The sequence below is a fragment of the Streptomyces sp. NPDC001549 genome (assembly GCF_042894025.1).
GTDB classification, from domain to species: Bacteria; Actinomycetota; Actinomycetes; order Streptomycetales; family Streptomycetaceae; genus Streptomyces; species Streptomyces kutzneri.
On sequence record NZ_JBIAVJ010000021.1, the window covers coordinates 40,660 to 60,994 of the forward strand.

A 20,335-nucleotide genomic window follows, 5' to 3' on the forward strand; every position below is an offset into this window, starting at 1 on the left:
GCCCATGGACGACCCCTGGGCCGACAGCGGTCCGGGTGACCGTCTGCCCGCCCGTCCGCGCCGTAACAGCGAAGGCCGCGGCCGCGGGGACGAACAGCACGACCGGGGCCGCGAGGGCGGCTCCTGGGACTCCGGCGGTGGCGGCGGCTTCGAGCGCGTGCCTCCCCAGGACCTCGACGCCGAGCAGTCGGTGCTCGGCGGCATGCTGCTCTCCAAGGACGCCATCGCGGATGTCGTCGAGGTCCTCAAGGGCCACGACTTCTACCGGCCCTCGCACGAGACGATCTACCAGGCCATCCTCGACCTGTACGCCAAGGGCGAGCCGGCCGACCCGATCACCGTCGGCGCCGAGCTGACCCGGCGCGGCGAGATCAGCAAGGTGGGCGGGGCCTCGTACCTGCACACCCTGGTCCAGTCCGTGCCGACCGCGGCGAACGCCGAGTACTACGCGGAGATCGTCCACGAGCGGGCCGTCCTGCGCCGCCTGGTCGCTGCCGGTACGAAGATCACACAGATGGGCTATGCGGCGGACGGCGACGTCGACGAGATCGTCAACAGCGCCCAGGCCGAGATCTACGCCGTCACCGAGCAGCGGACCTCCGAGGACTACCTGCCGCTCGGCGACATCATGGAGGGCGCCCTCGACGAGATCGAGGCGATCGGCTCCCGCAGCGGCCAGATGTCGGGTGTTCCCACCGGCTTCACGGACCTCGACTCGCTGACCAACGGCCTGCACCCGGGCCAGATGATCGTCATCGCGGCCCGTCCCGCCATGGGTAAGTCCACACTCGCCCTGGACTTCGCCCGGGCCTGCTCCATCAAGAGCAACCTGCCGAGCGTGATCTTCTCCCTCGAAATGGGGCGCAACGAGATCGCCATGCGCCTGCTCTCGGCGGAGGCCAGGGTCGCGCTCCACCACATGCGCTCGGGCACGATGACGGACGACGACTGGACCCGGCTCGCCCGCCGGATGCCGGACGTCTCCGCCGCCCCGCTCTACATCGACGACTCCCCCAACCTGTCGATGATGGAGATCCGGGCCAAGTGCCGCCGGCTCAAGCAGCGCAACGACCTCTCGCTCGTGGTCATCGACTACCTCCAGCTGATGCAGTCGGGCGGCTCGCGCCGTCCCGAGAGCCGCCAGCAGGAGGTCTCGGACATGTCCCGAAACCTCAAGCTGCTGGCGAAGGAGCTGGAGGTCCCCGTGATCGCGCTCTCCCAGCTGAACCGTGGTCCGGAACAGCGCACCGACAAGAAGCCGATGGTCTCCGACCTGCGTGAGTCGGGTTCCATCGAGCAGGACGCGGACATGGTGATCCTGCTGCACCGCGAGGACGCGTACGAGAAGGAGTCCCCCCGCGCGGGTGAGGCGGACCTGATCGTGGCGAAGCACCGTAACGGCCCCACGGCCACGATCACGGTGGCCTTCCAGGGCCACTACTCCCGCTTCGTGGACATGGCCAACACGTAGCATCCGATCATGGATGAGCTTGCTGAAGACCTGGAACTTCTCCCTGCCACCCGGCGCGCGCTGAGGCACCGGATCGCCGTCGCGCAGAGCGAAGGGCGGGCGCCGTCCGTGGTGGCGGCCGTCCTGCGGGGCGGGGAGGTGGTCTGGGAGGGCTCCCGGACCTCGGTCGAGGGGCACGGTCCGGACGGTGACGTGCAGTACCGGATCGGTTCGATCACCAAGACGTTCACGGCGGTTCTCGTGATGCGGCTGCGGGACGAGGGACTGCTCTCGCTCACCGATCCGCTGGAGAAGCACCTGCCGGGGACCGGTGCCGGTCACGTGACCATCGCCCAACTGCTCTCCCACACCGGCGGGTTGGCGGCGGAGACGCCCGGCGAGTGGTGGGAGCGCACCCCCGGCGAGCAGCGGCCCGCGCTCGGCGACGTACTGGGGGAGAAGCCCTTCAAGCTGGCACCGGGAACCAGGCACCACTACTCCAACCCCGGCTACACCCTGCTGGGTTCGCTGGTGGAGGCGGTGCGCGGAATGTCCTGGGAAGAGGCGCTGCGGGCCGAGGTGCTGGAGCCGCTGGGGCTGGAGCGCACGAGCGGACAGCCGCAGCCCCCGCACGCGGGCGGCTGGGCGGTGCACCCCTGGGCGGACGTGATGATGCCCGAACCGCTGGAGGACCTGGGGCTGATGGCCGCGGCTGGCCGGCTGTGGTCCACGACCCGGGACCTGGCGCGGTTCGCCGGCTTCCTGTTGCGCGGTGACGAGCGTGTCCTGAGCGCCGAGTCCGTACGGGAGATGCGCACCGCGGCCTCGCCCCCGGAGCCCGGCCTCGCCGAGCACGGCTACGGGCTCGGCATGCAGCTGGCGGCCGTCGGCGGGCGCAAGCTCGCGGGGCACAGCGGTTCGCTGCCCGGCTTCGTCGCGGGGCTGTGGCTGAGCGAGGCGGACGACGTGGCGGCGGTGGTGCTGGCGAACTGCACCTCGGGACTTCCGGCCTCGACGGTGGCCGCGGATCTCGTGGGGATCGTGGCGGACGCCGAGCCGCGCTTCCCGCGGCCGTGGCGGCCGTTCCTGGAGTCGGACCACGTGCCGCTCGAACTGTGCGGCCCCTGGTACTGGGGGACTTCGGCCCAGGTGGTGCGCCTGACCGCGGACGGGCTGCTGGAACTGGGGCCGGCGGGTGGGAGCGGGCGCACCGCCCGCTTCCGGGCGGAGCCGGACGGCAGCTGGACCGGACTCTTCGGCTACTACGCCGGTGAGACGCTGCGGGCGGTGCGCCGTGCGGACGGCTCGGTGAGCCATCTCGACCTGGCGTCCTTCGTGTTCACCCGGGAGCCCTACGACGCCGACGCCCCGGTGCCCGGCGGGGTGGACCCGCAGGGCTGGCGGGGCATCGGCTGACAGCCCCGGTCCCGGGCCGGATCAGGCGACGAGTTCACGCTCCAGCGGAGTACGGAAGCGCGGGGTGATCCGGGCATCTCCCACCCATGCGGCGAGCCGCGCGGCCTCGGCGGTGATCGCCTGCTCGGCGGCCCGGCCGGGGCTGCCCAGCAGCCGCCAGACGATCTCGCCGTCGGAGCGCTGCGCCCAGCCGCCGACGATCTCGCCGTTCCACCACACGGTGGGGCCGATGTTGCCGGCGTAGTCGAACAGGGCTCTCCTGTGGGCGGGGTCGAGGTGGAAGCCGCGGTCGGCCCAGCCCATGCCGGTGGGGTCGAGGCCGGGCAGCAGCGCCGCCCAGGGCTCCGGCGCCGGTTCGGGCCCGGTGTCCCCGGGGCTGACCAGGGCGGTGGTGCCGTCTTCGAGGCGGACCTGGTCGGGGCCCACGGTGGCGAGGGCCTTGCGGACGTCCGTGAGGGTCCAGCCGGTCCACCACTTGAGGTCGGCCTCGGTGGCGGGACCGTACGCCCGCAGCCATCGGCGGGCGATCTCGGTGCGGGACTCGGCGGCGGGTAGGGCGGGCCAGGGCTCGGTGTGGACCCAGCGGTACTGGCTGGAGGTCCATGAGCCGCGCGGTCGGTCACGGCGGATCCGGCCGTCGGCGGCGAGCAGCCGGATGACCCGGGTGGCGACCCCCTGCTCGGTCTCGTACTTCTTGCCGCGGCTGATGGTGATCTTCTGGCGCAGCGCGGGTACGGCCGCGGACAGCTGGCTGCCGGTGGAGGGGCCGTGGGCGTCGAGGGCGTCGAGCGCGGCGGCCTCCGCGCCGGCGAGCCAGGCGGCGTCGAGTCCCTGTCCGTCCTCGTCGAGGCGCTTGAGGAGGGTGCGGCGCTCCTTCGCGGCGATCGCGCGGGCGGTGGAGGCGTCGACGTGCGGGGCGAGTTCGGCGGAGACGGCGAAGAGCGTGTTGCGCATGCTGAGCAGGCGCACGAGGCTCACGTCCTCGTAGAGCGCCCGCTCGATCGCATCCGGGCCGCCTTCGGTGAGCCGGGCCCGGGCCGAGAGGAAGACGGTCGCGGCGTCGGTGGCGTGCAGGGCGACGACGGAGTCGGCCGTTTCCGCGACGGTCGCGGCGCGGGCCGACGGAGCCAGACGGTGGCGCCGGCCGAGCCGGTGGCGTCGCTCGGCGGTGGTGACGAGAGGGAGGCTCATCCTCCCGATCGTAGGCCGGGCCGCCGACACGGCGGCCCGGCTTACCGGGACGTCCGGTCAGAGCTGGAGCTTGAACCCGACGTGCGAGGCGGTGAACCCGAGCCGTTCGTAGAAGCGGTGGGCATCGGTCCGGGTCACGTCCGAAGTCAGCTGCACCAGCGCGCAGTTCTCGGCACGGGACTTCTCGACGGCCCATTCGACGAACCGGGTGCCCAGACCGCCGCCGCGTTCGTCGGCGTGCACGCGGACGCCCTCGATGATGGAACGGGTGGCCCCCTTGCGGGAGAGTCCCGGGACGATCGTCAGCTGGAGCGTGCCCACCACACGGTCGGCGCGGACGGCGACGACCAGGTGCTGGTTCGGGTCGTCGGTGAGCCTCTTCAGAGCTGAGAGGTACGGGGCGAGGTCGTCCGGGGACTCGCGGGTGGCGCCGAGCGGGTCGTCGGCCAGCATGGCGACGATGGCGGGCACATCGGCCTCTGTGGCCGGCCGGATCGTCAGCTCGGGAGTGTCGGTCATGATGTGTTCCCCTCTCAGCCCGCGGCCACGGTGAGCGGCGCCCACCGGCGGGTCCAGTCGCCGGGCAGGCCGGGGATGTCCCGGTTCATGACGGCATTGAAGGCCACCGAGGCCAGACCCCGGTCCTTGAGCCAGGCGAGGAGTTCCTCGTGCCGTACGTCGACATCGGTGCGCAGCGCCCGGTCGGTGCCGAGCGCGAGCGCGGTGACCAGTGACTGGGCGGTCGCGGTGTCATGGGCGATCAGCGGGCCGATGACCTGGGTGTCCATGTTGGGCCAGGCCGCGGCGTAGCCGGTGAGTACGCCGTCCTGGGAGCGGTCCTCGGCGACGACCAGCCGGTCGGCGAAGGCGGGCAGCCGGGTGATCATGTGCGTGCGGTCGGTGCCGAAGACCTCGGCGTCCAGACGCAGGATGCGGGGGAGGTCCTCGGCGGTCGCCGGCCGGACCCGGGAGGTGCCGTGGGTAACGGGGGTGCCCTCGTGCCGGAAGGTGCCCATCAGCATCTCGGTGCGGCCGGTGGTCTCGAAGCCCAGTTCCTCGTAAAGGGGGCGCCCGTAGGGAGTGGCGTGCAGGGTGAGGGGGACGCCCTTGAGTACGTCGTCGCAGACGTGGGTCATCAGACGGCGGCCCAGGCCCTGGCGGGCGAAGCGCTCGGCCACGAGAACCATCCCGATGGCGGCGAGCTCCGGTCCGGCATGGCTGTCGCCGTAGCGCGTGACGATGCAGGCGGCCGCGAGTCCCCGGCCGTCCGGGGCGTCGACGCCGTAGCCGTTCCCGGCGGCGAGGAGCAGACGCCACTTGTGGTCCTCGCGGAGCCATCCGCGATCTTCGGACAGGTCGGCGCAGCGGCGGAGATCGTCCACGGTCAGCGCCCGGATCGGTAGATCGGTGATGTGTGGTGGTGTCACCTGGCCCAGACTGGATCATGGACTGGAAGTCGTCCAGAGGGTTTGGGGTCGGATGTTTCACGTGAAACACCAGGTGCCCCGGCACGGGGTCGCCGGACGATGTTTCACGTGAAACACGGTGTTTCACGTGAAACGGACCGACTAATCTCGTTGGCTATGACGCTCCTGCACCTCTTCGACCTCGACGGGACGCTGATGTACGGCTCGGCGGCGCCGGTCGAGATTTCCCGCCAGCTCGGGCTGAGCGCCGAGATCGCCGAGCTGGAACGGGCCTTCGGCGCGCAGGAGATGGGGCCGCACCAGTTCTCCGTGGCTGCCCACGCCCTCTGGGCCGATCTGACACCCGCGCACGTCCGGGCGGCGTTCGACGGGGCCCCCTGGCTCTCGGGGATCCGGGACGTGTGGCAGGAAATCAGGGAGCGCGGGGACTACTGCGCGGTGATCTCCCTGTCGCCGTCGTTCTTCGTGGAGCTGCTGCTGGAGTGGGGCGCGCACGCCGCGCACGGCTCGGTCTTCCCGGAGGTGCCGTTCACCCGTCCCGTGGAGGAGTCCGGAATCCTGACGCCTGAGGGCAAGGTCAGGGTGGCGGACCGGCTCTGCGCGCAGTTCGGTGTGAGCCGGGCCGACTGCGTCGCCTATGGGGATTCGGTGACCGACGCGATGCTCTTCGAGGCAGTGCCGGTCTCGGTGGCGGTGAATGCGAGGCCTTATCTCGCCGAGCGTGCGACCCATGTCTACGAGGGCCGGGATCTGCGGGACGCATACCAGCTCGTAGGGCTGACGCGCCCGGGAGTTGACGCATCTTAGGAGGAAAGTGGGTTCGAAACGCGGATTTTCTGCATTTCCCCGCAGGCCTCTGAGTCGGCTGGCACGCTGTGAAACCCGGAACCACGGATTCACAGGCCGTGGCGTGTGCAGACCGACCGAGATGCTCGAAGCGAGGCACCGCATGGACGCTCCGCCCACCAGATCGGCCAGACGCGAATCGGCCCGGATATCCGGCGAGGGCGGTGCGATCGAGCCCTCACCGGATGCCGTACTCATCCGCCGGACCCTCGCGGAGATCGCCCCCGTCGCCGACAAGGTGACCTCGTACTTCTACGCTCTGGTGTTCACCGGGCACCCGGAAGTGCGCGGAATGTTCCCCGCCGCCATGGACGTACAGCGGGACCGGCTGCTGAAGGCACTGCTGACCGCCGCCGAGCACATCGACAATCCCGCCGTCCTCGTTCCCTACCTGCGCCGACTGGGTGCCGGGCATCGCAAGTACGGCACGATGGCCGGTCACTACCCGGCGGTCGGCGAGGCCCTCGTCGGGGCACTGGCCCGGTACGCGCATCACAGCTGGGGTCCCGAGACACAGGCCGCCTGGGTGCGGGCCTACACCGCGATCTCCCAGATCATGATCGATGCGGCGGCGGAGGAAGAGGTGAAGGCCCCTGCGTGGTGGCACGCCGAGGTGGTCTCCCACGATCTGCGCACCCCGGACATCGCGGTACTGACGGTCCGCCCCGACCAGCCCTACCCCTTCCTCGCTGGCCAGTACGCGAGCCTGGAGACACCGTGGTGGCCACGGGTGTGGCGGCACTACTCCTTCGCCTCGGCTCCGCGCGCCGACGGACTGCTGTCCTTCCACGTCAAAGCCGTCCCCGCGGGCTGGGTCTCCAACGCGCTGGTGCGCCACGCCCGCCCGGGAGACCTACTGCGACTGGGACCGCCGGCCGGATCGATGGTGGTGGACCACACCACGGACAACGGCATGCTGTGCCTGGGCGGCGGCACCGGGATCGCTCCGATCAAGGCGCTGATCGAGGACGTGGCCAGACACGGCGAGCGGCGGCCGGTGGAGGTGTTCTTCGGGGCCCGCAGTGACAGCGACCTCTACGACAAGGACACGCTGCTGGGGCTCCAGCGCTCGCACCCGTGGCTGTCGGTGCGCCCGGTGGTCGGCGACGGGCTCGCCGGACAGCTGCCGCACGCAGTGGGTGAACACGGGCCGTGGAGCTCGTACGACGCGTTCATCTCCGGCCCGCCCGCGATGATCCGCAACGGAGTGGACGAGCTCCTGCGGATCGGCATCCCCTGCGAGCGGATCCGGCATGACGCGGTGGAGGAGCTGGCCGGCATCGCCGGCTGAGACCGGAGGCAGCCCGCCGGTCTCAGCCCGGCTTCAGCCCAGGTCGGGAGCGTGCATGGCGCGGACACCCTCGATGTTGCCGTCGAGATAGTGCCTCAGGGACAGCGGGACGAGATGGACGGCGGCGATGCCCACCCGGCTGAAGGGCACGCGGACGATCTCGTACTCGCCCTCGGGCTCGTCGACCTCGGGGCCGTGCCGCAGGTTCGGGTCCATCGATTCGAGGCGGCAGACGAAGAAGTGCTGCACCTTCACGCCGGTCACCCCCCTGTCGGCGATGTGCTCGACGGTGTCGACGAAGCAGGGCACCACATCGGTGATCTTCGCGCCGAGTTCTTCGTGGACCTCCCGGTGGAGGGCGTCGACGACGGTGGAGTCCGAGGGCTCCACTCCCCCGCCGGGGGTGAGCCAGTACGGATCGACGCCGGGCCTGGTGCGTTTGATGAGGATCAGGTCGTCACCGTCGAGCAGGATCGCGCGGGCGGTGCGTTTGACCACGGGACGTTCGGTCATGGGAGAAGAGTGGCCCGCCACTCCGCTTCTGAAACGCGCCACGGGCCGGAAAAGAGCGGACTCACCAGTGCGCCGCGGCATCCAGCAGCCGGTCGTGCGCCCGGGCGAGGTGGGCGAGGGCCAGGCTCCCGGTCCGCACGACCAGGAACCAGGTGCGCAGCGGCGGCACCGCAGGCTCCGCCAGCGCCACGATCCGACCGCTGTCGAGGGCGTCCTGGCACAGGTACCGGGGCAGGACGGCGAGCCCGGCGCCGGCCCGGACGCACTCCAGTACGGCCCGCAGGTCGGGCACGACCACGGTGGCGGCCAGGGACCTGGCATCGGGATGGGTGTCGAAGACGGCGGTCCAGTAGCGGGTGACGAGCGGCAGGCTCTCGTGGACCTCGACCAGCGGGATGCCGTCCAGCGCGGCGGAGCCCTCCTCGTGCAGCCGGTCCATGTCGACGAGGGCGGCCCAGTAGGGCGCGGCGACCAGGACGTGCTCCTCGTCGCACAGCGCGGTGGCCGCGAAGAGCCCGCCCCGGGGGTGGGCGGTGGTGACGACGAGGTCGTGGTGGCCGGCGGCGAGCCCGTCGAGGGTCGCCTCGGCATCGGTCTGCGGGGCGGCGCGCAGGGTATGGCCCTGGCCGACCAGGAGGGCGAGGGCGGGGAGCACGCGCAGGCACAGGAACTCGGGAGGCCCGGCGACGTGGAGGGTGCGCAACGCGCCGGCGGCCTCCTGCTCGGCCTCGGTGATCCGCAGCAGGGCGTCGAGGTGCGGGGCGGCCTTGTGGGCCAGCTCGTCGCCGACGGCGGTGGGGGTGACGCCACGGGCCCGGCGGTGGAAGAGCGGGCGCCCCAACTGGCGCTCCAGGGTGCGGATCTGCGAGGTCACGGCGGGCTGGGACAGTCCGAGGAGGGCGGCCGCGCGCGTGAACGAGCCGGCCCGGTGGACGGCGACGAAGGTGCGCAGCAGGGTCAGGTCCATCGCTGCACCTCTCGGTGGGGGCCTTCAACTATAAATATGCAGATAGCTCCCCGTCGTTACCGTGATTGGACTCTGACGCAGAGTCAACTAGCCTTGTCGCGTGGTTCTTCGCGCGCGGAACCCGGGGCGGTCCGAGCCACTAGGGGGGAGGCTCGGACCGCTTCACACGGCGACGGCCGTCCCCGGTTCAGCCCTTGGAGCCCGCGTGGTCGAGGGCCCGCAGCACGTCCGCGACCAGGTCCTCGGTGTCCTCGGCGCCGGCGGAGAAGCGGATGAAGCCCTCCGGCACGACGTCGCCGCCCCAGCGCCCGCGCCGCTCGGCGGTGGACCGTACCCCGCCGAAACTCGTGGCGTCCTCGACCAGGCGCAGGGCGGCCATGAACCGCTCCGCGTGCGCGCGGTCGGGCAGGGTGAAGGAGACCACCGACCCGAAGCCCCGCATCTGCCGGGCGGCCGTCTTGTGGGAGCGGTCCGTGGGAAGCCCCGGGTAGCGCAGTCCGCTCACGTCCGTCCGGTGCGTCAGCGCTTCGGCGACGGCCAGTGCGTTGGCCCACTGGCGCTGCGCGCGCAGCTGGATCGTGGCGAGGGAGCGGTGGGCGAGCCAGGCCTCCATGGGACCCGGGATCGCACCGACGATCTTGCGCCACCGCCGGACGCGGGCGGCGAGCTCCGGATCGCGGCAGACGACGTATCCGAGCAGTACGTCGCCGTGGCCGGTGAGGCCCTTGGTGCCGCTCGCCACCGAGAAGTCCGCCCCCAGCTCCAGGGGCCGCTGCCCGAGCGGGGTGGCCAGGGTGTTGTCGACGGCGACCAGGGTCCGGCCGGCGTGCGCCGCGTCCACGAGGCGGCGTACGTCGCACACGTCGAGCCCGGGGTTGGAAGGGGTCTCGATCCACAGCAGCCGGGCCCCGTCGAGGACCGCGAGCTGGGCGTCGTCGCCGGTCGGAGCGGTGCGCACGTGGATCCCGTACGCCTCCAGCTGCTCGCGCAGCAGGGGCAGGGCCTGGTAGCCGTCGTCGGGCAGGACCACGGTGTCGCCGGTGTGCGCCTGGGAGAGGAGGACGGCGGAGACCGCTGCCATGCCGGAGGCGAAGACGATCGTGTGCACGTCCTCGCCGGGGGCCTCCAGTTCCCCGATCGCCCGTTCCAGCAGCGTCCAGGTGGGGTTGGTGTCGCGGCCGTAGGCGTACGGGCCTTCGACGTCGCCGGGGAGGTGGAAGTGGGCGGCGAAGACCGGTCCGGGCAGGGGCGGTTCGTTCTTGACGGCCTCGGGCAGTCCGGCGCGGACGGCCCGGGTGCCGTCGCCGAGCGCGGCAGCTCCGGTCTCCTTGGTCTTCTGCGTCTCCTGCGGGGCGTATTCGGTCACGCGGTGTGCTCCTTCACGGCGGCGCGGACGGCGTCCAGCAGGCCGGGGCTCGAGGCCTCGACCAGCTCCAGGCACTCCTCGAACCCGTCGAGTGGCCCGTAGTAGGGATCCGGTACGTCGGTCTCCGCGGCCGAGGCCGCCGGATCGTAGGACCGCAGCAGCCGCACCTTGGCGGCGTCCTGCGGAGTGGGCGCGAGTGCCCGGAGGTCCCGCAGATGCCCGGCGTCGAGCGCGATGACGAGGTCCAAGCGGGCGAACCAGGAGGCGCGGAACCGGCGGGCCCGGTGGTCCTGCTCGTAGCCGGCCGCCTCCAGGACGGCGATGGTGCGCGGATCGGCGCCGTCCCCCTCGTGCCAGCCGCCGGTCCCGGCGCTGTCCACCTCGACCAGGGTGCCGAGGCCGTCGGCCGCCACATGGGCACGGAAGACCGACTCGGCTATGGGGGACCGGCATATGTTGCCCGTGCAGACGAAGCAGACGCGGTACATGGCAGGCCCGTTCAGTTCTTGTCGGGCAGGACCATGTTCATGGCCCAGGAGACGATGGAGATGATCAGGCCGCCGAGGAGCGCGGTCCAGAAGCCGTCGACATGGAAGCTCAGGTCGAGCTGCGTGGCCAGCCACGAGGTCAGCAGCAGCATCAGGGCATTCACGACAAGGGTGAACAGGCCGAGGGTGAGAATGAACAGCGGCAGCGAGAGCAGCTTCACCAACGGCTTGACGAGCAAGTTGACCAGGCCGAAGACCAGCGCGACCAGGATCAGGGTCAGCGCCCGTCGGCCCGTGCTGCTGCCGTCGTCGAGGGTGATGCCGGAAAGCAGCCAGATGGCGACGGCCAGGGCCGCCGCGTTGGCGAGCGTCTTGACTACGAAATTCGTCATGTGTCTGATCGTGGCAGAGAAGATCCCGGTGGGACATCCGCAGATCAGCGGATGCAAGGGAACGATCGAGTACAAGGGGCACAACGACGATGAAAGCCTTCCGGCTTGACGAGCTCGAAGCGGAGCGGGCCGCGAACGACGGCGCCTATCTGCAGTTCCTGCGCGAGCGGAACATGTCGGTCGGGCTGTACGCGCTCGACGCCGGACAGATCGATCCGCAGCTGCCGCACCGGCAGGACGAGGTGTACTTCGTCGTCAGCGGCCGGGCCTCGATCACGGTCGGGGAGGAGACGACGAACGTGGCGCGCGGCAGCGTCGTCTACGTCCCGGCGGGTGTCGCGCACAAGTTCCACCACATCACCGAGGACCTGAAGGTGATGGTGGTGTTCTCCCCGCCGGAGGGCTGAGCGGCCCGCCCGGATGAGGGTCCGGGCCCTGATCCCCCTAAGGGGCGGATCAGGGGACTCCGAGGGCTCGCGGGCCCCGATGCGGGGTCCTGGACTCCTAGCATCGAGAGCAGGAAGTAGCGGACGAAGTCACGGAAGAAGAAGAGGTCGAGGACATGGACGGCATCCGAGAGATATTCGCAGGCATGCCCTGGTGGGTTAAGTGGGTCGCGGTTCCGCTGCTGGCCCTCTTCGTCTTCGGCGGTGTGATCACCAGCATCCTGGGCGCGCTGATCGGGTTCGTCTTCAAGCTGCTCCTCTTCGTCGGCCTCGTCGGCGGCCTGATCTTCGTCGTGAAGAAGTTCAGCGGCAGCGGCTCGAAGTCCTCCTCCGGCGAGTGGTAGCCAGGAGCGGTCCGGGCGGATCCGGGATTGAGCCAGGCGAGGGAACATGACGCGCTGAACGGCTCACATCCCCGGAATCGGTGGATAGAGTGGCAATCTATGCCGTTCCCTGGGCGCCGAAAGCTGGTACCGCCGCTCCGACCTGCCGCCCTGACCTGCGGCGACGCAAACGAGCCGCCGAGTACGACCCCCAGGAGCGACGGCACGCGCGGGGGCGGCCCCCGCAGGGCGGGCCTTCCCAAAGGCCCGCCGCCACGCCTGGGGGTGAGCTTTGTCTCCGGTTCACAATGCCGGTGTGCCGACTCTGATCGGTTCGGTGCAGCGCGCGCTGAGGCTGCTCGAGGCGGCCGGGTCCCATGGCGAGGGAGCCCCGGCGAAACAGCTGGCGCGCGAGGCCGGGCTCCCGCTTCCCACCGCGTACCACCTGCTGCGCACACTGACGTACGAGGGCTATCTGCGCAGAGTGCACGGAGTGTTCGTACTGGGCGAGGCCGCGGAGCGGCTCGCCCGTGGGGGACTCCAGCAGAAACGTCGCAGCATGATCCTCGACTCGCTCGCGTACTTCCGCGACACGGTCGGGGCCCCCGTCTACTTCGCGGTCTACCGCGAGGGTGAGATCGAGGTCGTGGGTGTCTCGGACACTCCGGCCAGCCCGGCCTGCGAGGAGTGGGCTGACTTCCGTGAGACCGGCCATGCGCACGCCATCGGGCAGTGCCTGCTCGGGCAACTCGACGAGAAGACGCGCAGGGAGTACTACGACCGTCATCCGGTCGAGGCCATCACCCCCTATACCGTCCGCGATCTCCGGTCCCTGGAAAACCGGATCGGGGCGCTCGGGCGAATGCAGCCGGTGATCGAACGCCAGGAATATGCCCTTGGCACGATCTGCGCAGCCATCCCCATTACGGCCGGCGATACGGTCGCGACGATGGCCATTTCTCTACCTCTCCACCAAGAAGAACGATTGCTCTATGTAGTCAATCGGCTACGGAGTGAAGTAGGCGCGCTGTTGAGCACCCTCTCGTTCTCTATCAGTATCTGAAAACTCACTCCTTGTGATCTGCTACCGCTTCCACCACTCTTGTCAAGTGGGTCCTGGGGGATCATTCCTGGCCACTTCAACTACAGCGGGGTAGTCAATGCGCGAGTCGGTACAGGCAGAGGTCATGATGAGCTTCCTCGTTTCCGAGGAGCTCTCGTTCCGGATTCCGGTGGAACTCCGGTACGACGCACGCGACCCCTACGCAGTCCGCCTGACCTTCCACCTTCCCGGAGACGCGCCCGTGACCTGGGCGTTCGGCCGGGAGCTCCTCCTCGACGGCATCAACAAGCCATGCGGTGACGGCGATGTGCACATCGCGCCCACCCACCCGGAGGACCTCTCCGACGTCCACATCCGCCTTCAGGTCGGCGGTGACCGGGCCCTGTTCCGCGCCAGCGCGGCGCCGCTCGTCGCGTTCCTCGACCGCACCGACCGGATCGTTCCGCTCGGACAGGAGCGCAATCTGGGCGACTTCGAGGAGAACCTGGACGAAGCTCTCGGCAAGATCCTCGCCGAATCGCAGCAGAACGAACAGAACGCCGGCTGACCGAGGCCGACCGGCTGACCGGGTCCGACCGGCTGACCGGGTCCGACCGACCGGCCGACCGACCGATGGTCCGGCCGATCGACCGGCCGGACCATCGGCTGCTCAGCGCTTGCGCCGCCGGCCCCGGCCGCGGACCGGCCCCGTGGCCGGAGCACCGGCCGGGGATCCCGGTCGGTCGGCGGAAACCACCAGCGCGGCCAGCGCCGTTGTCACGGGGACCGAGGCCACCAGACCGATCGAGCCCACGAGGGTCCGTACGATCTCCTCCGCCACCAGCTCGCTGTTGGCCACCGAACCCATGCTGCTGTTCGCGATCGAGAACAGCAGGAGCAGTGGCAGTGCGGCACCCGCGTAGGCCAGCACCAGCGTGTTGACCACCGACGCGATGTGGTCGCGGCCGATCCTGATGGCCGCCCGGTAGAGCGCGCGCGGCCCCATCGAGGGGTCCGCGTGGTGCAGTTCCCACACCGCCGACGTCTGGGTGACCGTCACGTCGTCGAGCACGCCCAGCGATCCGATGATCACGCCTGCGAGCAGCAAACCGCTCATGTCGATGTCCGGGTACAGTCCGTGGATCAGACCGGTGTTGTCGTCGGTGTTGCCGCTGAGGAACGCCCAGTCGATGAACCCGGAGCCGAGCAGCCCGATCAGCAACAGGGAAACGAGCGTGCCCAGGACGGCCACCGAGGTACGGGCGGTCAGCCCGTGGCACATGTAGAGCGCGATCAGCATGATGGCGCTCGCCCCGACCACCGCGACGACCAGCGGGTTCGAACCCTGCAGGATGGCCGGGAGGATGAAGAGGGTCAGCACGCCGAAGCTGACCACCAGAGCGACCAGCGCGAACAGCCCGCGCATCCGCCCGACGAGGACGACCGCGGCCGCGAAGATGCCGGCCAGCAGCGCCATCGGGAGCTTGCGGTTCACGTCGATCACCGAGTACTGGAGGTCACGGGGGGCGTCCGGCGCGTACGCCACCACCACCTCCTGGCCGTCCTCCAACTGCCGTGGCGCGCCAGGCTGGACGACCTCCACGAAGGTGCGGCCCTTGTCCGGGCCGCTGGTGACCTCGACGGTGGCCTTCTTGCACTCGCCGGTCTGCTCGGCCTGCGCCTGGCGGCCCTCGGGAGTGGAGGGAGCCGCGGTCGTCGGTACCTGGGCGGCGTTCACGGATTTGCAGTCGACCTGTTCGAGCGAGGTGACCACGCCCTGCTGGGTCTGCCGGTCGAATCCCACCCCCGTGCGCTCGTGGCCCGGGGCGCCGCCCGGCCAGAGCACCACCATGCCCGCGAAGACGGCCACGGCGAAGGGGATCAGTACGGCGGCGATGACCTTGCGCAGGTGCTTCGAGACGGGGGCCGCCGGGCCGTGGCCATGACTGTGGCCGTGGCCGTGGCCATGGGACTGACCCGGGAGGTGGCCGTCCGAGCCACCGCCGGAACGGCCGTCGGACGGCCTGTCGGGGAGGCCGTCCGCGTGCCCGTCGGACGGTCCGGGGCTCCCATGCGCGTGGCCGTTGTGGCCATGGGGCTCTGTGTGCTCGATGGGGGGCTGCGGCGAGGGCGTCACCAGCAGATCATCGCAAGAGATGAGGGGGCCCACTGTTCAGCACGCCATGGATGACGCTAGCGTGGGGGCACCTTTGCACAACGCGGGAGCTCGGAGCACCGGGCTGAGAGGACGCTGATCACCGTACGAGCATCACAGATGCGTACGGGAAGAGGCTGCGTCGACCGCCGAACCTGTTACCGGGTAATGCCGGCGTAGGGAGATCAGGTCTCATGACCATTCAGGACGCACGCACGCCTGCCGTCAGCCAGGACGCCGACGGCCAGACCGAGCGCCAGCCCGGCTGGCACAAGGGATACCTGGCGGGCTCCCGCCCCGACCTCCGGGTGCCGGTCCGCCAGGTCCACCTCACCAACGGCAAGGACGTGACGCTCTACGACACGTCCGGTCCGTACACCGACCCGCAGATCGAGACCGACGTCCGCCGCGGCCTCGCGCCGCTGCGCGAGAACTGGATCATCAGCCGCGGGGACACCGAGGAGTACGCGGGCCGCCCCGTGCGCCCCGAGGACGACGGCATCAAGCACACCTCGCCGCGCGGCGGCCTCAAGAACCTCGACGCGGTCTTCCCGGGCCGGCCCCGCCAGCCCCGCCGCGGCCGGGGCGGCGCCGCCGTCACGCAGCTCGCGTACGCCCGCCGTGGCGAGATCACCCCGGAGATGGAGTACGTCGCGATCCGCGAGAACGTCTCCCCCGAGGTCGTCCGCGAGGAGATCGCCGCAGGTCGCGCCGTGCTTCCGGCGAACGTGAACCACCCCGAGATCGAGCCGATGATCATCGGTAAGCGGTTCCTGGTGAAGGTCAACGCCAACATCGGCAACTCCGCGGTCACCTCCTCCATCGAGGAGGAGGTCGACAAGATGACCTGGGCGACCAAGTGGGGCGCCGACACGGTCATGGACCTCTCGACCGGCCGCAACATCCACACCACCCGCGAGTGGGTGCTGCGCAACTCCCCCGTCCCGATCGGCACCGTCCCGCTCTACCAGGCGCTGGAGAAGGTCGACGGCCGCGCCGAGGACCTGACCTGGGAGATCTACAAGGACACGGTCATCGAGCAGGCCGAGCAGGGCGTCGACTACATGACGGTCCACGCCGGCGTGCTGCTGCCCTACGTGCCGCTGACCGCCCGCCGCAAGACCGGCATCGTCTCGCGCGGTGGCTCGATCATGGCCGCGTGGTGCCTGGCGCACCACAAGGAGAACTTCCTCTACACGAACTTCGAGGAGCTCTGCGAGATCCTCGCGACGTACGACGTCACGTACTCCCTCGGTGACGGCCTGCGCCCCGGCTCGATCGCGGACGCCAACGACGCGGCCCAGTTCGCCGAGCTGAAGACGCTGGGCGAGCTGAACACGATCGCCAAGCGGCACAACGTCCAGACGATGATCGAGGGCCCGGGCCACGTCCCGATGCACAAGATCAAGGAGAACATCGACCTCCAGCAGGAGATCTGCGAGGAGGCGCCGTTCTATACGCTCGGCCCGCTGACCACGGACGTCGCGCCCGCGTACGACCACATCACCTCGGGTATCGGCGCCGCGATGATCGCCTGGTGGGGCACCGCGATGCTCTGCTACGTCACGCCCAAGGAGCACCTGGGCCTGCCCAACCGCGACGACGTCAAGACCGGCGTCATCACGTACAAGATCGCGGCGCACGCCGCGGACCTGGCCAAGGGGCACCCGGGCGCGCAGGAGTGGGACGACGCCCTGTCCGACGCGCGGTTCGAGTTCCGCTGGGAGGACCAGTTCAACCTGGCCCTCGACCCGGACACGGCCCGCGAGTTCCACGACGAGACCCTCCCGGCGGAGCCGGCCAAGACCGCGCACTTCTGCTCCATGTGCGGTCCGAAGTTCTGCTCGATGAAGATCTCGCAGGACATCCGCCGTGAGCACGGTGGCGACCTGAAGGCGGAGGAGATCCAGGCCGGCATGGCGGAGAAGTCCGCCGAGTTCGCGGCCTCGGGCAGCCGCGTCTACCTGCCGCTGGCCGACTGAGCGCAGCAAGCACAAGAAGCACAAGAACGGCACGGGACGGACCCGCGACCCATGGGGGGAGCCGCGGGCCCGTCCCGTCGTCCGAGCCCGGGCCTGGCCCGGTCACAGCACTAGCTCGGGCCCAGGCAGAGCTTCGCCAACCGCGGCAGCCGCCGGTGCATCTCGCCGTCGTCGTCGAAGTCGAAGTCCTCGCCCATGTCGACCGCTGCGGTGTCCGGCTCACGCTCGGGCCGGTGCTCGGCCCAGGCCGCGTAGAAGGCGTCCGCATCACCGGTGACGCGTTCGAAGGCGCCGGCGGCGGCGTAGTTCACCTCCTCGTGGAACAGGGTCTCGTCGCGGTCGGCCCGTGCCGCCCCGACGACGGCCGGGTGCCCCGCAAGGCTGTCCGGATCGGCGGCCGCGCGCTCGTACCACTCGCGGCCGAGTGCGATCACGCCTGCCCGGAAGTCCATGAAACTGTCGTCGGAGCAACCGCCGCCGACGAGGTACGCCGCAGCCCACACGTCCCAGCGGTACAAGGCGTCGTGCACCTCGTCGAAGCGTTCCGCGTACTCGAGGATCTCCTGAGCCGGGCAGTCGGCGAGATGGCTCACCAAGGCCTCGTCGAAGGGCACTCCGGCCGTGGCGGCCGAGGATCGTGCGGACTCGATGATGTGCCAGAAACGGTCGATGTCCATGGCGGTGGACTGTGCCATCCCGGTATGACAACCCTGCGCGCGCCGGACACCCCGCGCCGGGCGTCACTCCGGTTCGTGTTCCGGTCCGCCGAAGTCCGGACTCGTGAAGTCCGGAGGTGTGTAGCCGGGCCGGGGGCTCTCCGACGGGGATCCCGGGCTGGTGAAGTCGGGACGGCTGTACCCCAGGTTGGGGATGCGGCCGGCCGCCGGTGTGCGGGGGGTGGGAAAGCCGGGGCCTGCGCTCGGGTCGGCCAGCGCGTCCCGCAGGAAGGGCATGATGCCGCGCTCCAGCAGGGCGTGCCGCCAGGCCTCGCGGGCCCGTGCGACCTCGTCGGGTATCGCCTCCGTCTCGTCCGCCGCCACCTCGGTCGCGCTGTTGCGGACGGCCGTCACCAGCAGTCCGATCACGGCGACGAGCAGGGCGGCCGCGGTGAGCCCGCCGAAGAGCCAACCCGCCGTCAGCATGGTTTCGGCGAAGGCCGGTTCAGGCTCGATCATCTTCAGGATGTAGCCCACGAGCAGGAAGATCAGCATGGCGGTGCCCGCCAGGACCGGCGCGAGGACCGCGACCACGGCGCTGATGCCCGCGCCGCCACCGCCGCCCTGTGCGCCGTACTCGTCGCCCGTCGTGCCGGGCCCGTTCAGTACCTCGTCGCGTCGTTCCTCGCGGACCTTCACGTAGTGGCCGTACTCGGCGGCGGCCGCGGCCGCCAGCAGGGCGCTGGCCCCCTGGGCCATGGTGCGCAGCTGTTCGGCATTCAGCCGTTCGCCTAGGGTGGCGAGTTCGGGCCGCTCGTGCGCGGCGCGCAGCGCCTCGTCGACGAGCCGATCGAACTCCGGCCGGTCTTCGGTCAGCAGGTGCGGAGCGCTGGTCATGTGCATCCCCCGATGCTCCGTAGAAGCCGGTATGCCCGCGTAGACCCGGGCGCCGGCACAAACGGAGGAGAGCCTGCTACGGATAGAGCGATGGTAGAGCGCCCACGCCACGCCGTGACAGGGGCTTTCCGGAAATACCCCTCTCCGTAAGCTCTCAGTCGCTCAGCGGGAGTTGTACGACAAGCAGTTTGCCCGCCATCGTCACCCCGCCGTCCATCGCGATGGCGAGACCCTCCGCGTACACGTGCGGGCCGTCCACGGCCTCGGGGCCGCGCGACTCGTCGCCGTCCTCGGTGCCCACTTCGCCGAGCAGGTACGGGATGGGGCTGTGCCCGTGGACGACGCGGCTGCCGCCGTAGGTGTCGAGGAGTTCGCGTACGGCCGCCGGGCCGGTCCCCTCGTCGCGGAAGGCGAACCGCTTGGTGAACTTGCGGAAGAGGTCCCAGGTGATGTCGGCGTCGCCCCGGTTGAGGAGCTCGTGGATGGTGTCGTTGACGTCCTCGACGGAGTCGCCGTAGTCGAGGTAGGCCGTGGTGTCGGAGTGCAGCAGCAGGTGGCCCTCCTCCAGGACGGCCGCGTCCAGGCGGGACATCCACTGCAGGTGGACGTCCTGCAGGCGCTCCATGTCGGTGCGCTGGCCGCCGTTGAGGAGCCAGGCGGCCTGGAAGGTGGCCGTGCCGGCGCCGGAGACGACCGGGGTGTCGCCGAACCGCTTGGCACCGATGAGCAGGAGTTCGTGATTGCCCATCAGGGCCTTGCAGTAGCCGCCGGCGGCGGCGGCCTCGGCGGACAGCCGCATGACGAGGTCGATGACGCCGATTCCGTCGGGGCCGCGGTCGGTGAAGTCGCCGAGGAACCAGAGCCGGGCATTGCCGGCGGACCAGCGGCGCTCGGCGTCGATCAGACCCTGGGCGTGGAGTTCGGTGACGAGCTCGTCGAGGTAGCCGTGGACGTCGCCGACGACGTAGAGCGGGCCGGGGCCCGCGGCGTGGTCCTGGGGCACGTACTGGACCTGGACGGTGTCGCCGGGGCCGCCGAGTGCGCCGCGGCCGATGACGGGCAGGTCCCGGTAGGTCGGGGTGTAGCCCTCCAGGTCGTCCTCGTCAGGGCCCTGGGCCGTCGCGTGGGCCGGTTCGGCGTCGGGGCGTGCGTGGAGGCGCGTGTCGGGGTACGGGGGCTGCTGTGCGGGCGCCTGCGGTGCGGCCGGCTGGTGCGCGGGCGCCTGCGGTGCGGCCGGCTGCTGTGCGGGCGCCTGCGGTGCGGCCGGCTGCTGTGCGGGCGCCTGCGGCGGGTAGCCCGGCTGCGGGGGCACGTTCGGCGCGCCGTCCTCGTAGTACGCGGGGTACTCGCCGTACACCGGAGGCTCGCCGGGCAGCCCGGTGGACGTGGATACGGCGTACAGGGCGGGTTCGGTGACGGGAACCCGGAAGTCCCGCAGCGTGTCCGTCCGCATCGCGGGTCCCTGACCGGCCCCCTGAGTCATCGAC

21 protein-coding genes and 1 riboswitch are annotated in these 20,335 nt (G+C 70.5%); of the genes, 9 read left to right on the forward strand and 12 right to left on the reverse strand.

Annotation, left to right across the window (positions count from 1 at the left end):
• Positions 1-4: 4 nt before the first annotated feature.
• Together dnaB and ACFY04_RS29235 are read left to right on the forward strand one after the other, a co-directional pair.
• Positions 5-1,471, forward strand: a complete 1,467-nt coding sequence (gene dnaB / locus ACFY04_RS29230; protein ID WP_030713894.1) for a replicative DNA helicase — start codon at positions 5-7, stop codon at positions 1,469-1,471.
• Positions 1,472-1,480: 9 nt separating this feature from the next.
• On the forward strand, positions 1,481-2,866 hold the full coding sequence (locus ACFY04_RS29235; protein ID WP_389121193.1) for a serine hydrolase domain-containing protein: 1,386 nt from the start codon (positions 1,481-1,483) through the stop codon (positions 2,864-2,866).
• Between the two features lie 21 nt (positions 2,867-2,887).
• Here the strand turns inward: ACFY04_RS29235 and ACFY04_RS29240 are convergent, their stop codons facing one another.
• Genes ACFY04_RS29240 through ACFY04_RS29250 form a run of 3 tightly spaced genes read right to left on the reverse strand, consistent with a single transcriptional unit; the run spans position 2,888 to position 5,484 of the window.
• Positions 2,888-4,057, reverse strand: a complete 1,170-nt coding sequence (locus ACFY04_RS29240) for a winged helix DNA-binding domain-containing protein (protein WP_389121195.1) — start codon at positions 4,055-4,057, stop codon at positions 2,888-2,890.
• 57 nt (positions 4,058-4,114) lie between these two features.
• The gene (locus tag ACFY04_RS29245; protein WP_389121197.1) at positions 4,115-4,576 is read right to left on the reverse strand and encodes a GNAT family N-acetyltransferase; all 462 of its coding nucleotides are present in this window, start codon (positions 4,574-4,576) and stop codon (positions 4,115-4,117) included.
• Between the two features lie 14 nt (positions 4,577-4,590).
• The gene (locus ACFY04_RS29250; protein WP_389121198.1) at positions 4,591-5,484 is read right to left on the reverse strand and encodes a GNAT family N-acetyltransferase; all 894 of its coding nucleotides are present in this window, start codon (positions 5,482-5,484) and stop codon (positions 4,591-4,593) included.
• A gap of 156 nt (positions 5,485-5,640) precedes the next feature.
• On the opposite strand from ACFY04_RS29250, the gene ACFY04_RS29255 reads away from it, so the two are divergent.
• Both ACFY04_RS29255 and ACFY04_RS29260 read left to right on the forward strand, forming a co-directional pair.
• Complete coding sequence (locus ACFY04_RS29255) at positions 5,641-6,291, forward strand: HAD family hydrolase (protein WP_389121200.1); 651 nt, start codon at positions 5,641-5,643, stop codon at positions 6,289-6,291.
• A 121-nt stretch (positions 6,292-6,412) separates the two neighbouring features.
• Entirely contained in the window at positions 6,413-7,621 is a 1,209-nt protein-coding gene (locus tag ACFY04_RS29260) for a globin domain-containing protein (protein WP_389121202.1), read from the forward strand.
• Positions 7,622-7,654: 33 nt separating this feature from the next.
• Here the strand turns inward: ACFY04_RS29260 and ACFY04_RS29265 are convergent, their stop codons facing one another.
• The 5 genes from ACFY04_RS29265 to ACFY04_RS29285 form a co-directional block, all read right to left on the reverse strand.
• Positions 7,655-8,134 carry an NUDIX domain-containing protein gene (locus ACFY04_RS29265; protein WP_030008377.1) on the reverse strand — a complete coding sequence of 160 codons (480 nt, stop codon included), beginning with the start codon at positions 8,132-8,134 and terminating at the stop codon, positions 7,655-7,657.
• Between the two features lie 61 nt (positions 8,135-8,195).
• Positions 8,196-9,101, reverse strand: coding sequence for a LysR family transcriptional regulator (locus ACFY04_RS29270; protein WP_389121204.1), 906 nt, complete (start codon positions 9,099-9,101; stop codon positions 8,196-8,198).
• A gap of 187 nt (positions 9,102-9,288) precedes the next feature.
• Positions 9,289-10,467: a cystathionine gamma-lyase gene (locus ACFY04_RS29275; protein WP_389121205.1), complete on the reverse strand. Its 1,179-nt coding sequence runs from the start codon at positions 10,465-10,467 to the stop codon at positions 9,289-9,291.
• The gene (locus tag ACFY04_RS29280) at positions 10,464-10,955 is read right to left on the reverse strand and encodes a low molecular weight protein-tyrosine-phosphatase (RefSeq protein ID WP_389121208.1); all 492 of its coding nucleotides are present in this window, start codon (positions 10,953-10,955) and stop codon (positions 10,464-10,466) included. Before ACFY04_RS29280 ends, ACFY04_RS29275 begins: the two co-directional genes overlap by 4 nt.
• An 11-nt stretch (positions 10,956-10,966) precedes the next feature.
• Positions 10,967-11,347, reverse strand: a complete 381-nt coding sequence (locus tag ACFY04_RS29285; protein WP_301369091.1) for a phage holin family protein — start codon at positions 11,345-11,347, stop codon at positions 10,967-10,969.
• A gap of 89 nt (positions 11,348-11,436) precedes the next feature.
• Between ACFY04_RS29285 and ACFY04_RS29290 the strand changes: the two genes are divergently transcribed.
• From ACFY04_RS29290 to ACFY04_RS29305, 4 genes are all read left to right on the forward strand, one after another.
• Positions 11,437-11,754, forward strand: a complete 318-nt coding sequence (locus tag ACFY04_RS29290) for a cupin domain-containing protein (RefSeq protein WP_389121210.1) — start codon at positions 11,437-11,439, stop codon at positions 11,752-11,754.
• 155 nt (positions 11,755-11,909) lie between these two features.
• Positions 11,910-12,137 carry a DUF5326 family protein gene (locus ACFY04_RS29295; RefSeq protein WP_314243241.1) on the forward strand — a complete coding sequence of 76 codons (228 nt, stop codon included), beginning with the start codon at positions 11,910-11,912 and terminating at the stop codon, positions 12,135-12,137.
• 271 nt (positions 12,138-12,408) lie between these two features.
• Complete coding sequence (locus ACFY04_RS29300; RefSeq protein WP_389121213.1) at positions 12,409-13,179, forward strand: IclR family transcriptional regulator; 771 nt, start codon at positions 12,409-12,411, stop codon at positions 13,177-13,179.
• Between the two features lie 97 nt (positions 13,180-13,276).
• Entirely contained in the window at positions 13,277-13,726 is a 450-nt protein-coding gene (locus ACFY04_RS29305) for an SsgA family sporulation/cell division regulator (RefSeq protein ID WP_030008369.1), read from the forward strand.
• A gap of 102 nt (positions 13,727-13,828) precedes the next feature.
• On the opposite strand, the gene ACFY04_RS29310 is transcribed toward ACFY04_RS29305, so the two are convergent.
• The gene (locus tag ACFY04_RS29310) at positions 13,829-15,328 is read right to left on the reverse strand and encodes a YibE/F family protein (RefSeq protein WP_389121214.1); all 1,500 of its coding nucleotides are present in this window, start codon (positions 15,326-15,328) and stop codon (positions 13,829-13,831) included.
• A 39-nt stretch (positions 15,329-15,367) separates the two neighbouring features.
• Positions 15,368-15,513: riboswitch (TPP riboswitch) on the forward strand.
• Here ACFY04_RS29310 and thiC point away from each other — a divergent pair.
• Entirely contained in the window at positions 15,508-17,295 is a 1,788-nt protein-coding gene (gene thiC, locus ACFY04_RS29315; RefSeq protein WP_266594783.1) for a phosphomethylpyrimidine synthase ThiC, read from the forward strand. (Overlaps the previous riboswitch by 6 nt.)
• 110 nt (positions 17,296-17,405) lie before the next feature.
• Here thiC and ACFY04_RS29320 read toward each other — a convergent pair whose 3' ends face one another.
• The 3 genes from ACFY04_RS29320 to ACFY04_RS29330 form a co-directional block, all read right to left on the reverse strand.
• Positions 17,406-17,990: a DUF4240 domain-containing protein gene (locus ACFY04_RS29320; RefSeq protein WP_389121217.1), complete on the reverse strand. Its 585-nt coding sequence runs from the start codon at positions 17,988-17,990 to the stop codon at positions 17,406-17,408.
• A 45-nt stretch (positions 17,991-18,035) separates the two neighbouring features.
• Positions 18,036-18,854 carry a hypothetical protein gene (locus ACFY04_RS29325; protein ID WP_389121218.1) on the reverse strand — a complete coding sequence of 273 codons (819 nt, stop codon included), beginning with the start codon at positions 18,852-18,854 and terminating at the stop codon, positions 18,036-18,038.
• Positions 18,855-19,002: 148 nt separating this feature from the next.
• A complete protein-coding gene (locus ACFY04_RS29330) occupies positions 19,003-20,331 on the reverse strand; it encodes a metallophosphoesterase (RefSeq protein ID WP_389121440.1) in 1,329 nt (442 codons plus the stop codon).
• Positions 20,332-20,335 lie beyond the last annotated feature (4 nt).

Bases quoted from the DNA above. Each gene is read 5' to 3' on its own strand.
- dnaB (WP_030713894.1), top strand. From the start codon at position 5: ATGGACGACCCCTGGGCCGACAGCGGTCCGGGTGACCGTCTGCCCGCC.
- ACFY04_RS29235 (WP_389121193.1), top strand. From the start codon at position 1,481: ATGGATGAGCTTGCTGAAGACCTGGAACTTCTCCCTGCCACCCGGCGC.
- ACFY04_RS29240 (WP_389121195.1), bottom strand. From the start codon at position 4,057: ATGAGCCTCCCTCTCGTCACCACCGCCGAGCGACGCCACCGGCTCGGC.
- ACFY04_RS29245 (WP_389121197.1), bottom strand. From the start codon at position 4,576: ATGACCGACACTCCCGAGCTGACGATCCGGCCGGCCACAGAGGCCGAT.
- ACFY04_RS29255 (WP_389121200.1), top strand. From the start codon at position 5,641: ATGACGCTCCTGCACCTCTTCGACCTCGACGGGACGCTGATGTACGGC.
- ACFY04_RS29260 (WP_389121202.1), top strand. From the start codon at position 6,413: ATGCTCGAAGCGAGGCACCGCATGGACGCTCCGCCCACCAGATCGGCC.
- ACFY04_RS29265 (WP_030008377.1), bottom strand. From the start codon at position 8,134: ATGACCGAACGTCCCGTGGTCAAACGCACCGCCCGCGCGATCCTGCTC.
- ACFY04_RS29270 (WP_389121204.1), bottom strand. From the start codon at position 9,101: ATGGACCTGACCCTGCTGCGCACCTTCGTCGCCGTCCACCGGGCCGGC.
- ACFY04_RS29280 (WP_389121208.1), bottom strand. From the start codon at position 10,955: ATGTACCGCGTCTGCTTCGTCTGCACGGGCAACATATGCCGGTCCCCC.
- ACFY04_RS29285 (WP_301369091.1), bottom strand. From the start codon at position 11,347: ATGACGAATTTCGTAGTCAAGACGCTCGCCAACGCGGCGGCCCTGGCC.
- ACFY04_RS29290 (WP_389121210.1), top strand. From the start codon at position 11,437: ATGAAAGCCTTCCGGCTTGACGAGCTCGAAGCGGAGCGGGCCGCGAAC.
- ACFY04_RS29295 (WP_314243241.1), top strand. From the start codon at position 11,910: ATGGACGGCATCCGAGAGATATTCGCAGGCATGCCCTGGTGGGTTAAG.
- ACFY04_RS29305 (WP_030008369.1), top strand. From the start codon at position 13,277: ATGCGCGAGTCGGTACAGGCAGAGGTCATGATGAGCTTCCTCGTTTCC.
- thiC (WP_266594783.1), top strand. From the start codon at position 15,508: ATGACCATTCAGGACGCACGCACGCCTGCCGTCAGCCAGGACGCCGAC.
- ACFY04_RS29320 (WP_389121217.1), bottom strand. From the start codon at position 17,990: ATGGCACAGTCCACCGCCATGGACATCGACCGTTTCTGGCACATCATC.
- ACFY04_RS29325 (WP_389121218.1), bottom strand. From the start codon at position 18,854: ATGCACATGACCAGCGCTCCGCACCTGCTGACCGAAGACCGGCCGGAG.
- ACFY04_RS29330 (WP_389121440.1), bottom strand. From the start codon at position 20,331: ATGACTCAGGGGGCCGGTCAGGGACCCGCGATGCGGACGGACACGCTG.